The sequence below is a fragment of the Bacillus cereus group sp. RP32 genome (genome assembly GCF_040459735.1).
GTDB lineage: Bacteria > Bacillota > Bacilli > Bacillales > Bacillaceae_G > Bacillus_A > Bacillus_A wiedmannii.
Map to the genome: position 1 here is coordinate 4,943,511 of NZ_JARVHO010000001.1, position 18,719 is coordinate 4,962,229.

Genomic DNA, 18,719 nt, shown 5'->3' on the forward strand with positions numbered 1-18,719 from the left:
TCCATTCCAAAAAATAATCAGGGGCAATGTTCCGTCTGAATAGTAAGGACTTCCTTTTCATACTATCCGAAATAAGAAATCGTTCTTCACCTTCAACCATAATGCCCCTCTTATTTATCAAACATTATTCTTCTTCATTCTTTTTACATTTCACTACTTGGCTCACACTCTTAATATGAGACTTAATTACATAAATAACTTCATCGCAGTTTACTAGTGTAATACAGTCATGGTGTACCTCACTTAACAAACCTTCTACACATTCTGGACCGCCACGATTAATTTTTACCCACTTATACTTCAAGTCACGTAATACATCGACAAAAGTATCATCATCAGAGCAGAAACATGAAACATAGCAATCGCCACATTTACTTTCTTTCACTTTTTTAACTAGACTCTTCACATGCTTTAGTTGGTAATATACTAATTCACCAAGAGGAAGTTGTAATGTAAGGTAATCTCTTCCTAACGATACAAGTACCCCCACTCGACTCTCTGGTCCGCGAAGGTTTACTTTTACAGTCTCACCAACTAAACATTTAATTTGGTCACAGCATAATACATTCTCCAATTTCGTATCCCCCTTTCCTCTTATCTTCCTCTACTTGATTGTCTTTGTGCACGAGCGCGACCTGAATTATTGCTACTATTTTCCTTACTGCTACTATCATCGCTCTCATCGCTCTCTCCGCATGCTAATGCATTATAGTTAACGCTTTTAATATGCTTTATTGCAATTAATATAAGTTCCTCTTTTACGATTAATGTTACGAAATCACAAGATACATCTTGCAAAATGCCTTCTACTTTCTCTGGACCACCGCGATTAATTTTTACCCAGCAATATTTGAAAGTTTGAAGTAGTGCCTCAAAGTCTTCTGCACATTCGCAATCTTCCCACTCGGAATCACTTGATCCACAGTCTTTCGCATTTTTTGTAACACTTTTTAGATGACTAAGTTGATAGTAATAAAGCTCACCTTTTTCATTCTGCAATACGAAGTAGTCCGGACATACTGATATTATTGTTCCTTTTTGAGATTCTGGACCACCCCTGTTTACTCTCACATAAGATCCAATTAAGTCTTTCAAAAAATCACAATGAAATAAACTCACGAGAAAACCCCTTCCATTAATTTATAAGCTTTTCATTAATTTATAAGCTTTTGCACTGATAGTATATGTATCTGTACAGGTTACGTTCTCTATGTTTGTCCTAGCTGTAAAAAAATATGCTTTTAACATGGTAGACTACTACCTATCAAAATTCGAAGAAATGCTAAACGCTCCTTAGGCTTTTGATATCTTTAAACAAAAAATCCCGTATGAAGATACATTTCTGCATATCTTCATACGGGATCTCCCATAATTTAATCTTCGTCTTTAACATCCATATCTTCTGGAATTGGTTCGTTCAATATATCTTCCACTAATTGCTTATATTTCTCCATTTGTTCTAAATGTGTATTGAATTGTTCTTTATTTAATAAATATTGCTCTCCATCAAATAGTGCACGAATTTTCTTTTGCTGAATTAGCTCTTCAATATACGACTTTGGTAAATTCAAATACTCCGCAGCTTCTTCTACTGTTATATACAACGCGTTCATTCCTTTATTATTTTTTTCATATATACTGTATCTTACTTTATTTTTGTAAACAAATAAAAAAGATTTTGTAAATGCAATTTAAAAAGAAGGTGGATGCATTCCATATATTGTATAATAATATAGTAAGGATTTTTTAAATATATAATGGTATTACCCATTTACACAAAGGAGAGTTAACATATGGCTACTCGTCACATCATTACAATGTTAGAAAAAACATTACAATTTGAAACAGAAAACACAATTTCTCATTTAACTACATCTTTATCTGATCGTATTCTTTCTCAAAGCGCAGCAATACATGAAAACAATTGTTACCATACAATTGGAGAATGGTACAAAAATCATTTTTTATTCCAACAAGATGATTTCCTTTGGGCTAAATACGTTTTCTATGACGCATATTGTGAAGCTATAAAGGAACAAGGACATCTTACAAAACGCGTCCGTCAAATATTAGAATCATTAGCTCGAATGCATGGAAAACAGTACATTGCTTCTATATTAAATATGCCATTTCCTAACGAACGAGCTAAAGGGACAGCATAATGTAATACTGTTCTGCGGCAGTAAAACATAGATTCATTGTTTTCTAGGAAGATTTACAAATAAAACGTTCATATCACATGAACTGATGAAACCGGTGTCATTACAATGATTGAAAATATAGTAAACAGGAAAACCCCCATTTACCTCTCTCGTCACTCGAAAAGAGAAGTAAATGGGGGGTACTTGTTTCTTTATCCCGCTATATTAGTGCGTAGCCATAATCAGCGGAGAATGGCCCCACTGATTACAGTTTCACTTTATTATTTCATCATCTGCTTGATCAATTCACGATTCCTCTTCTTAAATACTTCATTATGCGAAGAAACCATTCCGTACTCACTTGCATCAGGTTGAATAAATTGTTTCGCTTTATTTACAGCATTTCCAGCATCTTGGAATGCTCCCGCAATTAAGTGTAATTTCCCTTCGTGCTTTAAAATATCTCCCGCAGCATATAATCCATCTACAGAGGACTCACTATTCGCATTACCTGCAATATAATAATTATCTATAATTGCAACGTCTAACTCACTATTTTCTAATAACGTAATGTCACGTTCATATCCATGGTTAATAATCACTTCATCAATAGGTAAATGTAAAATTTCACTTGTTTCATGATTCGTTAATTCTACATATTCGATCGCTTCATGATTATCACCAGCAATGAGTTTTGTAATCGATGTATTAAAGAAACACTCCGCCGAGCTGTTCAGCAGTTGTTTTACTTGTGCTTCATGACCAGATAATTCTTCTTTTCTATATGTTACATACACTTTTTTCGCAATTGGTTCTAATTCATTTGCCCAATCAACAGCAGAATTTCCTCCGCCGGAAATAATGACCGTCTTACCTTTGAAACGCTTTAAAGATTTCACTGTATAATTTAAATTAGATACTTCAAATCGCTCAGCACCTTCAATTAATAACTTTTGAGGTTTCAATATACCACTTCCAGTTGCGACGATAACTGTTTTTGAAAAATGTTCTTCTCCAGTGCTTGCTTTTAACGTAAAAGTGCCATCTTCGTTACGAATAATCGATTCTACTTTTGTATTTAATACCACTTCTGGCTTAAATGTTAGCCCTTGCTGTACAAGTTGTTCAATTAATTTATCACCTGTAACTGGCAGCAGCCCTCCTACATCCCAAATCATCTTCTCTGGATAAACATGTATTTTTCCACCTAACTGTGGTTGAAATTCTATTATTTTCGTTTTCATCTCTCTGAGTCCACTATAAAAAGCTGAATAAAGCCCTGCAGGTCCTCCGCCTATCACAGTTACATCAAACAATTCTTCTTGATTCATTCGTGTCACTCCTCAGCTACTAGTCATTGATTATCATTCTCAATAAAATATAACCTGTTTCCGCAAAATTTACAATCAAAATTACTATTGACAATACACCTATATAAAATTATATTATTTAAAGAATCAATAGTGATAATCATTATCAATTTGTTAATAATTAGCAAATTTGAGATTACATCTTCTTTCACTAATATGGTTAATACTATATTGTAAAATCTCATATTCAAGATTTTTAATAAGCATTTTGTATTACCACTACTCATTCAAACAGATTGCAGTTAAACAAATTATTATATACACATATCATCTATGTTAAAGGAGAAAGACAATGAAAAAGTTATTTATTTCACTAACAGTTCTTTTCGTTCTTGTTATGAGCGCTTGTAGCAATGGCTCTACAGACAAAAAGAACGATACAAAAGGTAGTAAATCAGAAACAATTACATACCAATCTGAAAATGGTAAAGTAGAAGTTCCAGCAAATCCAAAACGTGTTGTTGTTTTATCATCATTCGCTGGTAACGTAATGTCATTAGATGTAAATCTTGTTGGGGTAGATTCATGGTCTAAACAAAACCCACGCTTTGATAGCAAACTTAAAGATGTTGCTGAAGTATCAGATGAAAACGTTGAAAAAATCGCTGAACTAAATCCAGATTTAATCATTGGTTTATCAAATATTAAAAATGTTGATAAGTTAAAGAAGATCGCTCCTACTGTAACGTACACTTACGGAAAAGTTGATTACCTAACACAGCATTTAGAAATCGGTAAGTTATTAAACAAAGAAAAAGAAGCAAAAACTTGGGTTGATGACTTCAAGAAACGTGCACAAGACGCTGGTAAAGAAATTAAAGCAAAAATTGGTGAAGATGCAACAGTTTCTGTTGTAGAAAACTTCAACAAACAGCTTTATGTATACGGCGAAAACTGGGGCCGTGGAACAGAAATTCTGTACCAAGAAATGAAATTAAAAATGCCTGAAAAAGTAAAAGAAAAAGCATTAAAAGAAGGTTACTACGCATTATCTACTGAAGTATTACCTGAATTTGCTGGTGATTACTTAATCGTAAGTAAAAACAAAGATACTGATAACTCATTCCAAGAGACAGAATCATATAAAAACATCCCAGCAGTAAAAAATAATCGCGTATACGAAGCAAACATGATGGAATTCTATTTCAATGATCCACTTACATTAGACTTCCAACTAGACTTCTTCAAGAAGAACTTTCTTGGTAAATAATACAAGCATGAGGAATTCTTAATTTAAGAATTCCTCTTCCTTTATTCTATGAACAGAAAAGATGTGAAACGAATGACAAAAGATCACGACAATCCACGTTCTATAGCTTTTACATACAAACTCATTTTGAGCATAATTGCATTCTTTCTTATTTTTATGGTGGCAATGGTATTAGGTGCTGCAGATACTTCAATAAAAGACGTATGGTTAGCACTTACTTCCTCCGCTAAAGGGGACAAAATATCTATTATTCGCGAAATACGTTTGCCACGTGAAGTTGCTGCTATTTTTGTAGGAGCGGGCCTTGCTGTTTCTGGAGCAATTATGCAAGGATTAACACGAAATCCACTTGCAGATCCTGGATTATTAGGGCTATCTGGTGGAGCAAATGCTGCGCTTGCACTGACACTTGCTTTCAATCCTTCCATCAGCTATCTTTACTTAACATTTGCTTGCTTTATCGGTGCTGCAATTGGCGCAATTATGGTATTTGGAATTGGTATGGTGAAAAAAGGCGGGCTGTCCCCTCTTCGAATTGTATTAGCCGGTGCTGCCGTTTCAGCATTTCTACTCGCAATTTCAGAAGGAGTCGGTATTTACTTCAAAATTTCACAAGATGTATCACTTTGGACTGCTGGGGGCGTAATTGGAACTACTTGGAGCCAATTGAAAATTATTATTCCAGTCATTTCAATTAGTATCTTTATCGCTATCTTACTAGCAAAAAAATTGACAGTTCTTAGTTTCAGTGAAGAAGTGGCTATTGGACTAGGTCAAAAAATTATTGTTATTAAAACCATTCTATTTATCATTATTATCTTACTTGCTGGTGCTTCTGTAGCGCTTGTCGGAAATATGGCATTTATCGGTTTAATGGTACCTCACATGGTACGCCCAATTGTCGGTCCAGATTACCGATTTGTTATACCGATGTCAGCAATTGCTGGAGCTTCCTTTATGCTACTTGCAGATACAATCGGACGTACTATTAACGCTCCATATGAAACACCAGTTGCCGCTATTGTCGCAATTGTAGGGCTGCCATTCTTCCTATTCGTTGTACGTAAAGGAGGAAAAACATTCTCATGATGCAATCTATTCTAAGAAAACAACGTCTTATTATACTCGCTTTACTAATACTGACCATCACCACCATTGTAGTTGGAATGGGACTTGGTTCAGCATCTTTATCTTATGATCGACTACTCCCAACATTAATGGGACAAGGGACTTTTAAAGAGGAGTTTGTTTTATACTCTTTAAGACTACCTAGAATTGTTATTACATTATTAGCTGGTATGGCTCTCGCTTTATCAGGGGCTATCTTCCAAGGAATTACTCGAAATAATTTAGCTGAACCTGGTATTCTCGGAATCAACTCTGGGGCCGGTGTTGCTGTTGCTATTTTCTTTTTATACTTTCCAATAGATGTAGGTTCATTTCTTTACTTACTACCAGTCGTTGGATCTATCGGGGCTTTTCTTACAGCTGTTCTAATCTACGTATTTTCATATAGCAAATCAACTGGGCTTCAGCCAATCCGACTAACATTAACTGGTATTGGTTTTTCATTTGCACTATCTGGAATGATGATTGTCCTTATTTCATCCGCTGATCGTATGAAAGTGGACTTTATCGCCAAGTGGATTGCCGGAAACATTTGGGGAGATGACTGGGTCTTCGTTTTAGCAATGCTCCCATGGTTAATCGTATTAATTCCGTTCGTTTTCTATAAAGCAAATCGATTAAACATTCTAGCATTAAACGAGCCAGTCGCAATCGGTGTTGGAATTGAAATTGAAAAAGAACGCAGATACTTATTAGTTGCAGCCGTTGCGCTTGCTGCTGCAGCTGTTTCCGTAACAGGAGGAATTAGTTTTATCGGACTAATGGCTCCTCATATCGCGAAATCTTTAGTAGGTCCAAGACATCAAATTTTCATGCCTATCGCCCTTTTAATCGGCGGATGGCTATTGCTATTAGCAGATACAATTGGCCGAAACATCGTTGAACCTAATGGCATCCCAGCAGGTATTGTCGTTGCTTTAATTGGTGCCCCTTACTTTATGTATTTGTTGCTTAAGAAGGCGTAAAGAAACCCCCTCAAGATTTTTTCTTGAGGGGGTTTTTTTACGTTTATTTACAATGTTACAGTTATTACTCGCTTGCTCTTATACATATCGATGAGCTCTACACAAATAAACAGTGTCTCTTGTTATATATAAGAATCACACTATCCATCAAGAATATAATCGTCATATACTTCAATAATTGATATAACTCATTCTTGCTGAATATCCCCCTTAATATATTCAGTAACAAAAAACATATAAAGGATATTTTTGTATTTAAATGGTAGAAAAATTCCTTTTAATATTATATTATTATATAGTACTTTTATTATATTAAAGGAGGAATCCCCTCATATGGAGGCTTTTTTAGGTTTAACATCTTTAATTGGTATTATTGTCTGCTTAATCATGGTTATAATCTCACTGATTAAAAAGAACAATCAAACTAAACGGTGGTTAAAGTATACGGGACTGTGTTTTGGAATACTCTTCATTACTATTGCCTTAGGATCAAATAATTCGTCAAACTCTGGCGATACACCGGCTAAAGCTTCTGAAGACTCTAAAGATAGTGTCAAAACCAATACAACAAACACCAAAAATCCCCAAGTAGATACATATAAACAATACCTATCATCTTTACCTGGGCAACATTCTTCTCTAAATAAAACTAGCAGTAAATTTATTAATGGGCATTCAAATTTATTTCCAGCAAAAACAGATGCCGATGTAAATGCAACTAAGAGCTTAATTGATCATTCAATCAGTTATAAACATTTAGATAAGAATATAACACCTTACTTGGAAAAATTAATACCTATTAATGGAACCGTAGTAGGAATTAAAGAAGATCCTTTCAATAACGAAACATTTACCTATGTTCACATATTAACTGACGATTATGAAAGCTTCCAACTTATATTTTCAGGTAATTTAAAAGATATATTTAAAGACTCTTATGTAACAGCAGTCGGATTACCTCTTTCTACAAATGCTTTTGATAATGTGAGTGGTGGTACTACACAAAGTATAATTTTATTAGGAAGCACTATAGATATTGCTGCACAATAAAAATAACAGGAGGTAAACAAAATGAAAGCTATCGCTATTATTCTTATCTTAATTGGCATTTTCGGTATATTAATGGGCGGCATGATGTTCGGAGATATTGGTATTGCTGCAATTATTGGTTCATTAGCAGCCTTATTCTCTGGAATTGGTTTTTGGAAATTGGATGCTCAGCTAAAAAACATATCTAAGTAATTTAAAATCTAAAATAGCCGTGAATATACTTTCTTTCACGGCTATTTTTTAATCAATAATTAACTTTACTGCTGCCCATACCCTTCAAACTTCTTCGCCAAATTCGCCATCTCATCTTCTGGCAAAAGCTTCGGCTCTCCGACGCTTTTCGTTTGATAATAAATTTGCGCACAAAACTCAATTTCTTCGGCAACAGTAAACGCCATTTTTATGTTATTTGCACCTGCAATTAAACCGTGGTTCTCAAGTAAAACGGCACGACGATCAATCATGCCTTCAAAAGCAGCATCTGCTAATTGCTTCGTACCAAATGTTTCATACGGTGCACAGCGTACATTCGGGCCTGCGAAAGCAATTAAATATGATACAGCAGGAAGCTCCCACCCTAATGATGCAATTGTCTTCGCATAAGGTGAATGTGTATGCACAAGCGCATTTATATCTTCACGATTTCTATAATAAATAAGGTGCATATCGAGCTCGCTTGACGGTTTTCTCTCTCCCTCTACCACTTCACCATCTAAGTTTAATATAACTACATCTTCAGGTTTTGTTTCATAATACTCTAAACCACTTGGGCTAATCGCAACAAGACCTTGTTCACGATTGAAAATACTAATATTACCCCCAGTCCCCTTTGTTAAACCGCTAGAAATCATTTTCTTTCCATACGCTACAATTTCTTCTCTTTCTTTTTGTAATAACATATACATCCCCCTAAGTATGAAGCTTATGATGACTGACTTTTTAAATCTATCTACTTATTGAAATAGATTTTTTAAGTTCTCCGTAAACGGTGCTTTTACAATCCCTTTTTCCGTAATAATCGCTGTTACATTTTCATGTGGTGTGACATCAAATGCCGGATTATATACTTTACTTTCTTTCGGAGCAGAATATTGTCCGAAGCGATTAATCACTTCAGAAGCATCTCTTTCCTCGATTGGAATTTCTTTTCCTGTCGGTGTTTTTAAGTCGATTGTCGGTGTTGGTGCTGCTACATAAAACGGAATGTTGTAGTATTTTGCTAAAATAGATACGCCTAATGTCCCAATTTTATTTGCTACATCACCGTTTGCTGCCACACGGTCGCACCCAACGATTACCGCCTCAATCTTCCCTTGTGACATGACCATAGCTGCCATATTATCCGTAATGACAGTAACATCAATCCCCGCTCGTTGTAGTTCTAATGCTGTTAACGTTGAACCTTGTAATCTAGGACGTGTTTCATCTGAAAAGATTTTTAAGTCCCATCCTTTTTCTTTCGCTAAGTACATTGGAGCTGTCGCAGTACCATACTTAGTCGTCGCTAACGCACCAGCATTACAATGTGTTAACACTCCCATTCCATCATGGAATAACGTTAATGCATGTTCTCCGATTTGACGGTTAATTTCTTCATCTTCTCTATGAATCTCTTTTGCCTCTTCTAGTAATCTATCTTTCAACTGGACGATTGATAAATGCGCGTTCTCTGTCGCTACCGCCTCCATTCTTTCAAGTGCCCAGAATAAGTTTACTGCTGTTGGCCTTGATGTTGCCAAATATGCACATATCTTTTTGACTTCCTCTATAAAGTCTTCCACCGTACTTTGAGTAACTTCCTTAGCTCCTAAATACACACCATACGCTGCTGAAACACCAATCGCTGGTGCTCCTCTTACTTTCATTACTTGAATGGCATCCCACACACTTTCAGCTGTCTTGAAAGATTCATAGACAACCTCATTCGGTAGTAATGTTTGATCTAATAAAACTAAAGCATTATCTTTCCACTGAATGGGTATTAATTGTTCTTCCATCATCTTCTCCCCTTACTTCGCATAGTGCATTGACTGTTCTTTTAACGTTTCTACAAAGCTTGTGCCTGTTTTATATTGATTCGCCTGTAAAATAAATTTCTTCGCTACTTGAAGACAAATGCGTTCTGCTCTAGCACGTGCTTCCTCGTTCTCGATACAAGTAATATCCTTTACTTTCGCTAGCCCAACAATACGACGAATTAACTCAAGTCCCGTCACTGCAGCCGTATCTTCTAATACAGATTGTAAATATACTTCGTTAAAGCCTTCTTCCTTCGCCATAATTTCGGTCACATGAATATTCCAAGCATTTAAAAACTTCTTCTTAAATAAATCAATTACCTCTACCATTGTCGATTGTAGCCAACCCATATACGTATCTTTCTCAGCTCCAAGCGCCATGGTCGCATCTGCATTCACCCAAGCAAACATTAAATTCGCCATTACATTCCCAACGTCATATCCCATCGGTCCATAAAAGGCAAACTCAGGATCAATAATCTTCGTGGAATCATTTTTCACAAAAACAGAACCAGTATGCAGATCACCATGAATAAGCGCCTGTGCATTCGTCATAAAAGAAAACTTAAGTTTTGCTACTTCTAAACGAAGCTCTTTATCACTATAAATATGCTCTCTAATCCATCCTTCATTTAGCGGAAATAACTCGTTACGCTTATTATGATTTGTAAATGGCTCAGCGTAGACGAGATCTTCTGTAATTTCACATAACTCAGGATTTATATAATTTTTCACAAGTTCCTTCTTTTCTTTATGATTCATTACAACATCTGACGTTAATAAGAGTGTGTTTACCAAAAAGGTCGTTACATCATCCGCCAGCTTTGGAAACATTTGATGATTTATAAGTGCTGTACGTAATATTGTGTGGTCTGATAAATCTTCCATTACGCAACAATTCATCACACTATCAAACAAATATACCTTTGGAACAAGCCCAGGTGCTAACTCCCCCTCTAACTGCAAAACATCTGATTCTATACGAATACGATTCGTCGACAACTTAAACTCATCTGAAATCCTTGCTGTATCCCCAGCTTGCTTTACAATGACAGAAATATTCTTCTGCTCATCCCAAACGCGGAATACATAATTTAAATTACCATCGCCTATTTCTTTACACTGTAACCCCTTTGCATCCTCAAACTCACATAATTTCTCTTTCACATATACAATCACATCGTTAGCTTCCATTAAAAAATACTTTGTGAACTTAGACATGGTTTCCCCTCCACACTAATTGTAAGCGTTTTCTAAAAGCTATAAAAAATAATAGGTTGAAAAATTTTTATCCTATATTATATCTTCTTCTTTTTGAAAGATATATCTAGGTTTTATTATATCTTGTTAACATCTTGAGTCAATGTTTCTATATCACTGCCATATGCTTCTTAATTATATATTTGAGAGGACAAAAATTGTTCAAAAAGATTCTAATTCATTTTATTTTATTTATCGCACAATTCTTTGTAAAATAGAAATAAGCAATCCCTTTTCAAATCCACAACTTCTAAGAAATATTCCCTTCCTAACAATTTATACTTACACCATGTCTCTAACATACGCACTACTCTTTTACATACTCGTTGAAAATCGATTACATGAAAACTACCTTTTAATTCTCTAACAACCTTAATTGAGAATAAATATTAATTAAATTGATATAAAGTTGGTTTATTCTCTTGACAAAATAACCACTTCTATATGATAATTAATATCGAATTAGAATTATTATAGTTAATTAAAAAATATATTTTATGAGCACACTATTTTTTGATGCTCAAAACCAACATTTAGGAGGAATTTTAATATGTTATTAATCGGCACAGAAGTAAAACCGTTTAAAGCTAATGCTTACCATAATGGAGAATTTATCCAAGTTACTGACGAAAGTTTAAAAGGAAAATGGAGTGTAGTTTGTTTCTACCCAGCTGACTTCACATTCGTTTGCCCAACTGAACTTGAAGACTTACAAAACCAATACGCAGCTCTTAAAGACTTAGGCGTTGAAGTATACTCTGTATCTACAGACACTCACTTCACTCACAAAGCATGGCATGATAGCTCAGAAACTATCGGCAAAATCGAATACATTATGATTGGTGACCCAACTCGCACAATCACTACAAACTTCAACGTTTTAATGGAAGAAGAAGGTCTTGCTGCTCGTGGTACATTCATCATCGATCCAGACGGCGTTATCCAATCTATGGAAATCAATGCTGACGGTATCGGCCGTGACGCAAGCATTCTTGTTAACAAAATTAAAGCAGCTCAATACGTACGTAACAACCCAGGTGAAGTTTGCCCAGCTAAATGGCAAGAGGGTTCTGCAACACTTAAACCAAGCCTTGACCTTGTAGGCAAAATCTAAGGAGTTCGATCAAAATGATACTAGATGCAGATATAAAAACACAACTATCCCAATACCTTCAGTTAATGGAGAACGATATTTTACTTAAAGTAAGCGCTGGAGACGACGACGTATCTAAAGATATGTTAGCTCTAGTAGACGAATTAGCTACTATGTCATCTAAGATTACAGTAGAAAAAGTTGAATTAGAGAGAACACCAAGCTTTAGCGTAAATCGCCCTGGTGAAGACACTGGTGTCGTATTCGCTGGTATTCCATTAGGACACGAATTTACTTCATTAGTGTTAGCTTTACTACAAGTAAGTGGACGCGCTCCAAAAGTTGAACAAAAATTAATCGATCAAATTAAAAACATTCAAGGCGAATATCATTTTGAATCTTATATCAGCCTAAGTTGTCATAACTGTCCTGATGTTGTACAAGCTCTTAACGTAATGAGCGTTCTAAACTCTGGTATTACACATACTATGATTGATGGCGCTGCATTCAAAGAGGAAGTAGAAAGCAAAGACATCATGGCAGTACCAACAGTTTTCCTAAACGGCGAATCTTTCGGAAGCGGTCGTATGACACTTGAAGAAATTTTAGCTAAAATGGGTAACGGTCCAGATGCATCAGAGCTTTCTGATAAAGATCCATACGATGTTCTTGTTGTTGGTGGCGGCCCTGCTGGTGCAAGTGCAGCAATTTATGCAGCACGTAAAGGCATCCGCACTGGTATCGTTGCTGAGCGCTTCGGTGGTCAAGTAATGGATACTATGGGCATTGAGAACTTCATCAGCGTAAAACGCACTGAAGGTCCTAAGCTAGTAGCAAGTCTTGAAGAGCACGTAAAAGAATACGACATCGATGTAATGAATCTACAACGTGCGAAACGTTTAGAGAAAAAAGAACTTATTGAAGTGGAACTTGAAAACGGCGCTATTCTGAAAAGTAAGAGCGTAATCGTTTCAACAGGTGCTCGCTGGCGTAACGTTGGCGTACCAGGTGAAGCTGAGTTCAAAAATAAAGGTGTAGCATACTGCCCACACTGTGACGGTCCATTATTCATCGGAAAAGACGTAGCAGTTATCGGCGGAGGTAACTCTGGTATTGAAGCAGCTATCGACTTAGCAGGTATCGTTAAGCACGTAACTGTTCTTGAATTCATGCCAGAATTAAAAGCTGATGCTGTATTACAAGAGCGTCTTAACAGCTTACCAAACGTAACTGTTCTGAAAAACGTTCAAACGAAAGAAATCACTGGTACTGATAAAGTAAACGGTATTTCTTACATCGATCGTGAAACTGAAGAAGTTCATCACGTTGAATTACAAGGTGTATTCGTACAAATCGGTCTTGTGCCAAACACAGACTGGTTAGGCGAAACAGTTGAACGCGCTCGCGGTGAAATCGTAACAGACAAGCACGGCGCTACAAACGTACCAGGAGTGTTTGCTGCAGGTGACTGTACAAATAATCCGTACAAACAAATCATCATCTCTATGGGTTCAGGTGCAAACGCAGCTTTAGGTGCATTTGATTACTTAATCCGTAACTAATTATATAGACGTGAGTAAAGAAAAGCAGGTGCCTTGGCACCTGCTTTTTTTATAATCTTAATGTATAAACTAAAAACCTCTCATTCCCATTCTTCTCATAAGCACCTGGCAACCTTACTTCTCTCTTCAGCTCAAACGTAGTCTGGTTCTCTAAGAAGAAAATATAATCTTCAGAAGGATAGTATAAAATAATATCTACTTCTCTCTCTGTTTCCTCTACCGAAAGCAAAATGTTATTTACTACGTTCATAAATACTTGTACAGAAAATGGATTAAAAAAATAAAACCGATTATCACGTGGATCAATCTCATATTCTTGCGCTAAACAGCATTCAAACCCAATTTTATCTTTACTGTTTCTTACCTTTCGTGCATAGCGCTCAAGATTATCCATTGCTTCTTTATAAAACTCTTCATTCATTTCAATCCCAACTGCTGAAGCACCACACTTATGGTGCATGTAAAAATTTAATCGTCCTTTTCCGCATCCAAAATCTACAACCTGGTCGCTACTTCTTATTTCATATTGATTCAATAACTCATCTAATCCGCTATATGGCGTCGGTTCATAACGGTGATAATGCATAGACTTGTTAAAACCCTTTTGCTCACCGACAGTTTTTATATGTAATACTGCATCGTAATATTGTTCGTTCATTCGTCTTCTCCTATTAGAAAATGGTACTTATTATTATACACCATGTACTGGAGACTCATTTTGCATCAAGTTAACTGGTACGTGAAATTACATCAATTATTTTCTGAATATATCAACGATTTTTTCAATATATCGACTTAACGACACATTCCTACAAAAAAACAGGAGCTATCTAGCCCCTGTCCTCTAATACTTTCAATACAGTTTGTTTCAATATTTCTACTCCATCCATAATACAACTATGATCGAACTTCATATATGGATGGTGTAATCCAGGTTGTAGGTTGGCCCCTAGTCCAAGCATGACAGCTTTTAAATGTGGTCTCTTCACTGTGTAGTAATGGAAATCATCGCTTCCTGTCGTATACAGCGGTCCAGTGCATCCCTCTTCCCCGTATACTTCAAGAATGCCTTTTCCCATAAAGCGCTCAGCTTCTTCTGACACTTCAGCTCCTGGTGCAAGGTCGATCCATTTGTATGAGGTTTTCGATCCCATCGATGCGGCCGATTCTATTACATGCTCTATTTTTTTCTTCAATTCTTCTAATAATGTATTACTCTCTGCCCTAACATCTAAGCTAAAATGGCCGTTACCCGGAATAATATTCAAATTATCCCCGCCAGCCTGGCACCTTGTCATCTTCACTGAATATGAACTTTGCGGTGGTAGCCATATATTTTTCAAACCGATATTGATCATAGAAATGACATCAATTGCATTTATCCCTTGATGTGGACGTGCCCCATGTGCATCATCTCCATGAATCGTTCCTTCTAAAAATCCTGCTGCTCCGTGACGAATAGATGGGGCAGCTTGTTTCAAAGGTAGTTCTTCAATCGGTCTTAGATGAACACCAAATAAGAAATCAGCATCATCCACAGCACCCTTATCTACCATCTTTAAAGAACCATTTCCTTTTTCCTCTGCTGGCTGAAAAATAAATCTAACCGTCCCACTATCCCATCTCATATTTTTCAATTGTAAAATAAGCCCCATCACAATGGTCATATGAGCATCATGACCACATGAATGATTCGCTCTAAACTCTCCGTCCACTTCTTGCCAAAGTGCATCCATATCGGCACGAATTGCAATAACTGGATTTCCGTTTCCAATTTCAGCAATCACGCCTGGGCAATCATCAAATATTTTATATGAAATTCCTTCTTCTTTTAAAAAGTTAGTAATATACGCTGTCGTTTCATACTCTTTCCAACTCACTTCAGGGTTTTCATGTAAATGCTGAAAAATTTCAGTTAACCGCTCTTGTAGTTCTAATGTTTTCAAAGCTACATTCTCCTTCCCAAATTCCAAAACCATTCAGGTTAATTATACTTATGAAAAACAGATGTTTTTATGAACATATTGAATTTTAAGAAAAAAGTCAATTGTTTATTTTTAAATGCGATCGACGACTCACTTCATAACGATAGAACATTCCTTATTTTCTGTTTTTTTATTGACGCTCATATCGATTTTTAGTTATTATAATTTAATAACGTCTATTTTGCGACAATTCTAAAAATACAAACATACATAATGAGGAGGCAGTTTATGAAAAAAGAAATACCTTTTGGCGTAGCAATGATCCCTATTATCATTACAGTTGCAGTTATGATGGTTACAATTGTTGTATTAAAACAAAGCCCTCACGTCCCACTTATTATCGGTACAACCGTTGCTTCTATCGTCGCTTGGCGTTACGGTTACAAATGGCACGATATTGAAGAAGCAATGTATAAAGGAATTCGCCTCGCATTACCCGCTATCGTTATCATTATTCTAGTAGGTTTAACGATCGGTGCTTGGATTGGCGGCGGAATCGTCGCAACAATGATCTATTACGGTTTAAATCTTTTAACTCCATCACTATTTTTAGTTTCAATTACAATTATTTGTTCTATTGTTGCATTAGCTATCGGTAGCTCTTGGTCTACAATGGGAACAATTGGTGTTGCAGGAATGGGAATTGGCCTAAGTATGGGAATCCCAGCTCCAATGGTTGCCGGTGCTATCATTTCTGGTTCTTATTTCGGCGATAAAATGTCACCGCTTTCAGACACAACAAACTTAGCCGCAGGATTAACAAATACAGATTTATTCACACATATTCGTCATATGTTATTTACTACAATTCCAGGTTTAATTATTACTCTTATCGTTTATGCTTTCTTAGGAAGAAGCTTCGGCGATAACAATATTGATGCAAAAGGTATCGATCAAACGTTACAAGTATTGCAACAAAACTTTGTTATCTCACCTTTCCTACTAATCATACCTGTAGTCGTTATGGTATTGGTCGCTAAAAAGGTTCCTGCTATACCAGCTATTCTCGTAGGTATTATTTTAGGATTTTTATCACAAGTCTTTATTCAAGGTGGTTCTGTCTCCGCATCTGTCGGTGCACTCCAAAATGGATTTGTCATAGACACTGGCAACAAGCTAGTAGACGAACTCTTTAACCGCGGTGGCTTAGATTCGATGATGAATACAGTTTCTATGACAATTGTCGCTATGACTTTTGGAGGAGTATTAGAACATACTGGCATTCTTCGCTCAATTGTAAATCAAATTTTAAAATTAGCGACATCAGCAAAAGGACTTATCGCTTCTACTATCGCATCTTGCTTTGCAACAAACCTTACTTGCTCTGAACAATATATTTCGATTGTTGTTCCTTCAAGAATGTACGCAAATGCATACACAGAAAAAGGACTACATTCTAAAAATTTATCCAGAGCATTAGAAGATGGCGGAACATTAACTTCTGTTTTCGTACCTTGGAATACATGTGGTGTATTTATACTCGCAACACTTGGAGTTGGCGCATTCGAATATGCTCCTTATGCAATATTGAATTTCATCGTACCTATTATTTCAATCATTTACGGCATAACTGGTCTCACAATTACGAAACTATCAGACATTGAAAAAGCGGAACTACTAAAAAAACAAAAGGCACAACTAGAAGCTTAAAGATACCGGTAAATTCATTTCATATATTGCGCGGGGGCGCCCTTGTTGATAGGGCATTTCCTCGCCGCAAATATGAGCATACCCATAATCAACTAGTTTCTTTAATAACCGTTCTGTCGATCGCCGAGTCACTTGTAAGTATTCAGAAAGATCGGCTGCTGTAAACTTCAATGACGGATGTGATTGACTAAATTGAATAATTTTTGATAAGTTTGCTGGACTCAGTTTCGTTTCCTTCGCTATTTTCATGAGTTCCGGGTTTTCATTCTTCAAACTTTGTACTCTCTGTTCTTTCGGGAACGGACCAAATAGTTCTTTATCACTTGTTAGTATATAAAAACAGTGGTCTATTGGATTATTCTTCGCGAAACTTTGAGCGATTTTAGCATTTTGCTCTGCTTCCTTCACAGTTTTTCCGTAACCAAATCCAATAGCTATCGTTCCTTCTATACTCGCAAATAAATTATTTATCATATTTGTTTTTATAATCGATTCAATATCACCACGAGTCGTATACAAAATGAACGTCATTTCATCGACTTTTTTAAATGAACCACGCAGTTCTTTTGAGATGACATCTAATTGCTCAAGCAAACCTTCTCGTAATTTTAAAGAAGAAATCATACAAGCACCAACAGTAGCTGAATGGCTTTTTGCTAACTCAGCTTTTATTTTCGCATCTTTTAACCCATGTATAATCGATTGCTTCGGATCTATCATACGCTCTGAAGGAATACCTATTTTTTGAAGTTCATCATAGACAGCGTGGATACTAGTTAAAGCTAAATGAGTTTCTCCTGATTGATATTTAGCTATATGAAAATCCATAACTCTATTTATTTCATCTTTACTCCACAGCATATTTTCATAATCTAACACTTGTGGACTTTCTTTTATACCGATATCATGGAACACATTTGTAATGAATGAGCGATCTACTAAATCAATTGAAATTTTATGTGGTTGAATACGTTGGTGATACATGACAGAAAGAATGGAAGATGCGACCGTTGTCTCGTCTTGCTGTAAATACGTACTTGGAATTCGTAATTGTTCTCTTATTTCTTTTGCCATATAATAAGGTAAAGCACCTGAGAAAAAGATGAAATCACAAGGCTTTAAATGCTTTAAAAGTTCAGAAGATTCCGCCGGATGAAGGTAAATATATGGATCAATCTCTATTTCTTCTAGTTTATGAGCGACAGGTAAAAGTGTCTCCATAAACTCTTTTGAACCGACAACTGCAATTTTTATCATCATTTCTCTAACTCCTTATCATTAATTAAC

At 36.0% G+C, this 18,719-nt stretch carries 19 protein-coding genes; 9 read left to right on the forward strand and 10 right to left on the reverse strand.

Going from position 1 to position 18,719, the window contains the following annotated elements:
• Positions 1-124: 124 nt before the first annotated feature.
• The 3 genes from QCI46_RS25400 to QCI46_RS25410 form a co-directional block, all read right to left on the reverse strand.
• The gene (locus tag QCI46_RS25400; RefSeq protein WP_098078027.1) at positions 125-574 is read right to left on the reverse strand and encodes a spore coat protein; all 450 of its coding nucleotides are present in this window, start codon (positions 572-574) and stop codon (positions 125-127) included.
• A gap of 20 nt (positions 575-594) precedes the next feature.
• Entirely contained in the window at positions 595-1,119 is a 525-nt protein-coding gene (locus tag QCI46_RS25405) for a spore coat protein (RefSeq protein WP_282895666.1), read from the reverse strand.
• Positions 1,120-1,373: 254 nt separating this feature from the next.
• Positions 1,374-1,613 (reverse strand): helix-turn-helix domain-containing protein, encoded by a 240-nt coding sequence (locus tag QCI46_RS25410; protein WP_002006755.1) that lies wholly within the window; start codon positions 1,611-1,613, stop codon positions 1,374-1,376.
• A gap of 180 nt (positions 1,614-1,793) precedes the next feature.
• On the opposite strand from QCI46_RS25410, the gene QCI46_RS25415 reads away from it, so the two are divergent.
• Positions 1,794-2,162 (forward strand): hypothetical protein, encoded by a 369-nt coding sequence (locus tag QCI46_RS25415; RefSeq protein WP_060486892.1) that lies wholly within the window; start codon positions 1,794-1,796, stop codon positions 2,160-2,162.
• 260 nt (positions 2,163-2,422) lie between these two features.
• Here the strand turns inward: QCI46_RS25415 and QCI46_RS25420 are convergent, their stop codons facing one another.
• Positions 2,423-3,472 carry an NAD(P)/FAD-dependent oxidoreductase gene (locus QCI46_RS25420; RefSeq protein WP_353841707.1) on the reverse strand — a complete coding sequence of 350 codons (1,050 nt, stop codon included), beginning with the start codon at positions 3,470-3,472 and terminating at the stop codon, positions 2,423-2,425.
• Positions 3,473-3,803: 331 nt separating this feature from the next.
• On the opposite strand from QCI46_RS25420, the gene QCI46_RS25425 reads away from it, so the two are divergent.
• The 5 genes from QCI46_RS25425 (at position 3,804) to QCI46_RS25445 (ending at position 8,056) form a co-directional block, all read left to right on the forward strand.
• The gene (locus tag QCI46_RS25425; protein WP_353841708.1) at positions 3,804-4,721 is read left to right on the forward strand and encodes an iron-hydroxamate ABC transporter substrate-binding protein; all 918 of its coding nucleotides are present in this window, start codon (positions 3,804-3,806) and stop codon (positions 4,719-4,721) included.
• 48 nt (positions 4,722-4,769) lie between these two features.
• Entirely contained in the window at positions 4,770-5,810 is a 1,041-nt protein-coding gene (locus QCI46_RS25430) for a FecCD family ABC transporter permease (protein ID WP_002096896.1), read from the forward strand.
• Positions 5,807-6,814, forward strand: coding sequence for a FecCD family ABC transporter permease (locus QCI46_RS25435; protein WP_353841709.1), 1,008 nt, complete (start codon positions 5,807-5,809; stop codon positions 6,812-6,814). Before QCI46_RS25430 ends, QCI46_RS25435 begins: the two co-directional genes overlap by 4 nt.
• 333 nt (positions 6,815-7,147) lie before the next feature.
• Positions 7,148-7,864: a hypothetical protein gene (locus tag QCI46_RS25440; RefSeq protein ID WP_088092969.1), complete on the forward strand. Its 717-nt coding sequence runs from the start codon at positions 7,148-7,150 to the stop codon at positions 7,862-7,864.
• Positions 7,865-7,885: 21 nt separating this feature from the next.
• On the forward strand, positions 7,886-8,056 hold the full coding sequence (locus QCI46_RS25445; protein ID WP_165761968.1) for a hypothetical protein: 171 nt from the start codon (positions 7,886-7,888) through the stop codon (positions 8,054-8,056).
• A gap of 65 nt (positions 8,057-8,121) precedes the next feature.
• Here QCI46_RS25445 and QCI46_RS25450 read toward each other — a convergent pair whose 3' ends face one another.
• Genes QCI46_RS25450 through mtnK form a run of 3 tightly spaced genes read right to left on the reverse strand, consistent with a single transcriptional unit; the run spans position 8,122 to position 11,103 of the window.
• A complete protein-coding gene (locus QCI46_RS25450) occupies positions 8,122-8,763 on the reverse strand; it encodes an L-fuculose-phosphate aldolase (protein WP_000926561.1) in 642 nt (213 codons plus the stop codon).
• Between the two features lie 54 nt (positions 8,764-8,817).
• Entirely contained in the window at positions 8,818-9,861 is a 1,044-nt protein-coding gene (gene mtnA, locus QCI46_RS25455; RefSeq protein WP_327958669.1) for an S-methyl-5-thioribose-1-phosphate isomerase, read from the reverse strand.
• 12 nt (positions 9,862-9,873) lie between these two features.
• Positions 9,874-11,103, reverse strand: a complete 1,230-nt coding sequence (gene mtnK, locus QCI46_RS25460; RefSeq protein ID WP_353841710.1) for an S-methyl-5-thioribose kinase — start codon at positions 11,101-11,103, stop codon at positions 9,874-9,876.
• A gap of 589 nt (positions 11,104-11,692) precedes the next feature.
• On the opposite strand from mtnK, the gene ahpC reads away from it, so the two are divergent.
• Positions 11,693-12,256, forward strand: coding sequence for an alkyl hydroperoxide reductase subunit C (gene ahpC, locus QCI46_RS25465; protein ID WP_000924417.1), 564 nt, complete (start codon positions 11,693-11,695; stop codon positions 12,254-12,256).
• 14 nt (positions 12,257-12,270) lie between these two features.
• Complete coding sequence (gene ahpF / locus QCI46_RS25470) at positions 12,271-13,797, forward strand: alkyl hydroperoxide reductase subunit F (RefSeq protein ID WP_000599491.1); 1,527 nt, start codon at positions 12,271-12,273, stop codon at positions 13,795-13,797.
• Between the two features lie 49 nt (positions 13,798-13,846).
• On the opposite strand, the gene QCI46_RS25475 is transcribed toward ahpF, so the two are convergent.
• Together QCI46_RS25475 and QCI46_RS25480 are read right to left on the reverse strand one after the other, a co-directional pair.
• Positions 13,847-14,455: an SAM-dependent methyltransferase gene (locus tag QCI46_RS25475; RefSeq protein ID WP_353841711.1), complete on the reverse strand. Its 609-nt coding sequence runs from the start codon at positions 14,453-14,455 to the stop codon at positions 13,847-13,849.
• A 172-nt stretch (positions 14,456-14,627) separates the two neighbouring features.
• Positions 14,628-15,743 carry a M20 peptidase aminoacylase family protein gene (locus tag QCI46_RS25480; protein WP_353841712.1) on the reverse strand — a complete coding sequence of 372 codons (1,116 nt, stop codon included), beginning with the start codon at positions 15,741-15,743 and terminating at the stop codon, positions 14,628-14,630.
• A 267-nt stretch (positions 15,744-16,010) separates the two neighbouring features.
• Here QCI46_RS25480 and nhaC point away from each other — a divergent pair, with 267 nt between their 5' ends.
• Positions 16,011-17,432 carry a Na+/H+ antiporter NhaC gene (gene nhaC, locus QCI46_RS25485; RefSeq protein ID WP_000711538.1) on the forward strand — a complete coding sequence of 474 codons (1,422 nt, stop codon included), beginning with the start codon at positions 16,011-16,013 and terminating at the stop codon, positions 17,430-17,432.
• Here nhaC and QCI46_RS25490 read toward each other — a convergent pair.
• Positions 17,421-18,692, reverse strand: a complete 1,272-nt coding sequence (locus QCI46_RS25490) for a transcriptional regulator (protein ID WP_353841713.1) — start codon at positions 18,690-18,692, stop codon at positions 17,421-17,423. The genes nhaC and QCI46_RS25490 overlap by 12 nt on opposite strands.
• Positions 18,693-18,719 lie beyond the last annotated feature (27 nt).

Excerpts from the sequence above, each read along its gene's own strand:
- QCI46_RS25410 (WP_002006755.1), bottom strand. The coding sequence starts at position 1,613 with ATGAACGCGTTGTATATAACAGTAGAAGAAGCTGCGGAGTATTTGAAT.
- QCI46_RS25415 (WP_060486892.1), top strand. The coding sequence starts at position 1,794 with ATGGCTACTCGTCACATCATTACAATGTTAGAAAAAACATTACAATTT.
- QCI46_RS25420 (WP_353841707.1), bottom strand. The coding sequence starts at position 3,472 with ATGAATCAAGAAGAATTGTTTGATGTAACTGTGATAGGCGGAGGACCT.
- QCI46_RS25425 (WP_353841708.1), top strand. The coding sequence starts at position 3,804 with ATGAAAAAGTTATTTATTTCACTAACAGTTCTTTTCGTTCTTGTTATG.
- QCI46_RS25430 (WP_002096896.1), top strand. The coding sequence starts at position 4,770 with ATGAACAGAAAAGATGTGAAACGAATGACAAAAGATCACGACAATCCA.
- QCI46_RS25435 (WP_353841709.1), top strand. The coding sequence starts at position 5,807 with ATGATGCAATCTATTCTAAGAAAACAACGTCTTATTATACTCGCTTTA.
- QCI46_RS25440 (WP_088092969.1), top strand. The coding sequence starts at position 7,148 with ATGGAGGCTTTTTTAGGTTTAACATCTTTAATTGGTATTATTGTCTGC.
- QCI46_RS25445 (WP_165761968.1), top strand. The coding sequence starts at position 7,886 with ATGAAAGCTATCGCTATTATTCTTATCTTAATTGGCATTTTCGGTATA.
- QCI46_RS25450 (WP_000926561.1), bottom strand. The coding sequence starts at position 8,763 with ATGTTATTACAAAAAGAAAGAGAAGAAATTGTAGCGTATGGAAAGAAA.
- mtnA (WP_327958669.1), bottom strand. The coding sequence starts at position 9,861 with ATGGAAGAACAATTAATACCCATTCAGTGGAAAGATAATGCTTTAGTT.
- mtnK (WP_353841710.1), bottom strand. The coding sequence starts at position 11,103 with ATGTCTAAGTTCACAAAGTATTTTTTAATGGAAGCTAACGATGTGATT.
- ahpC (WP_000924417.1), top strand. The coding sequence starts at position 11,693 with ATGTTATTAATCGGCACAGAAGTAAAACCGTTTAAAGCTAATGCTTAC.
- ahpF (WP_000599491.1), top strand. The coding sequence starts at position 12,271 with ATGATACTAGATGCAGATATAAAAACACAACTATCCCAATACCTTCAG.
- QCI46_RS25475 (WP_353841711.1), bottom strand. The coding sequence starts at position 14,455 with ATGAACGAACAATATTACGATGCAGTATTACATATAAAAACTGTCGGT.
- nhaC (WP_000711538.1), top strand. The coding sequence starts at position 16,011 with ATGAAAAAAGAAATACCTTTTGGCGTAGCAATGATCCCTATTATCATT.
- QCI46_RS25490 (WP_353841713.1), bottom strand. The coding sequence starts at position 18,692 with ATGATGATAAAAATTGCAGTTGTCGGTTCAAAAGAGTTTATGGAGACA.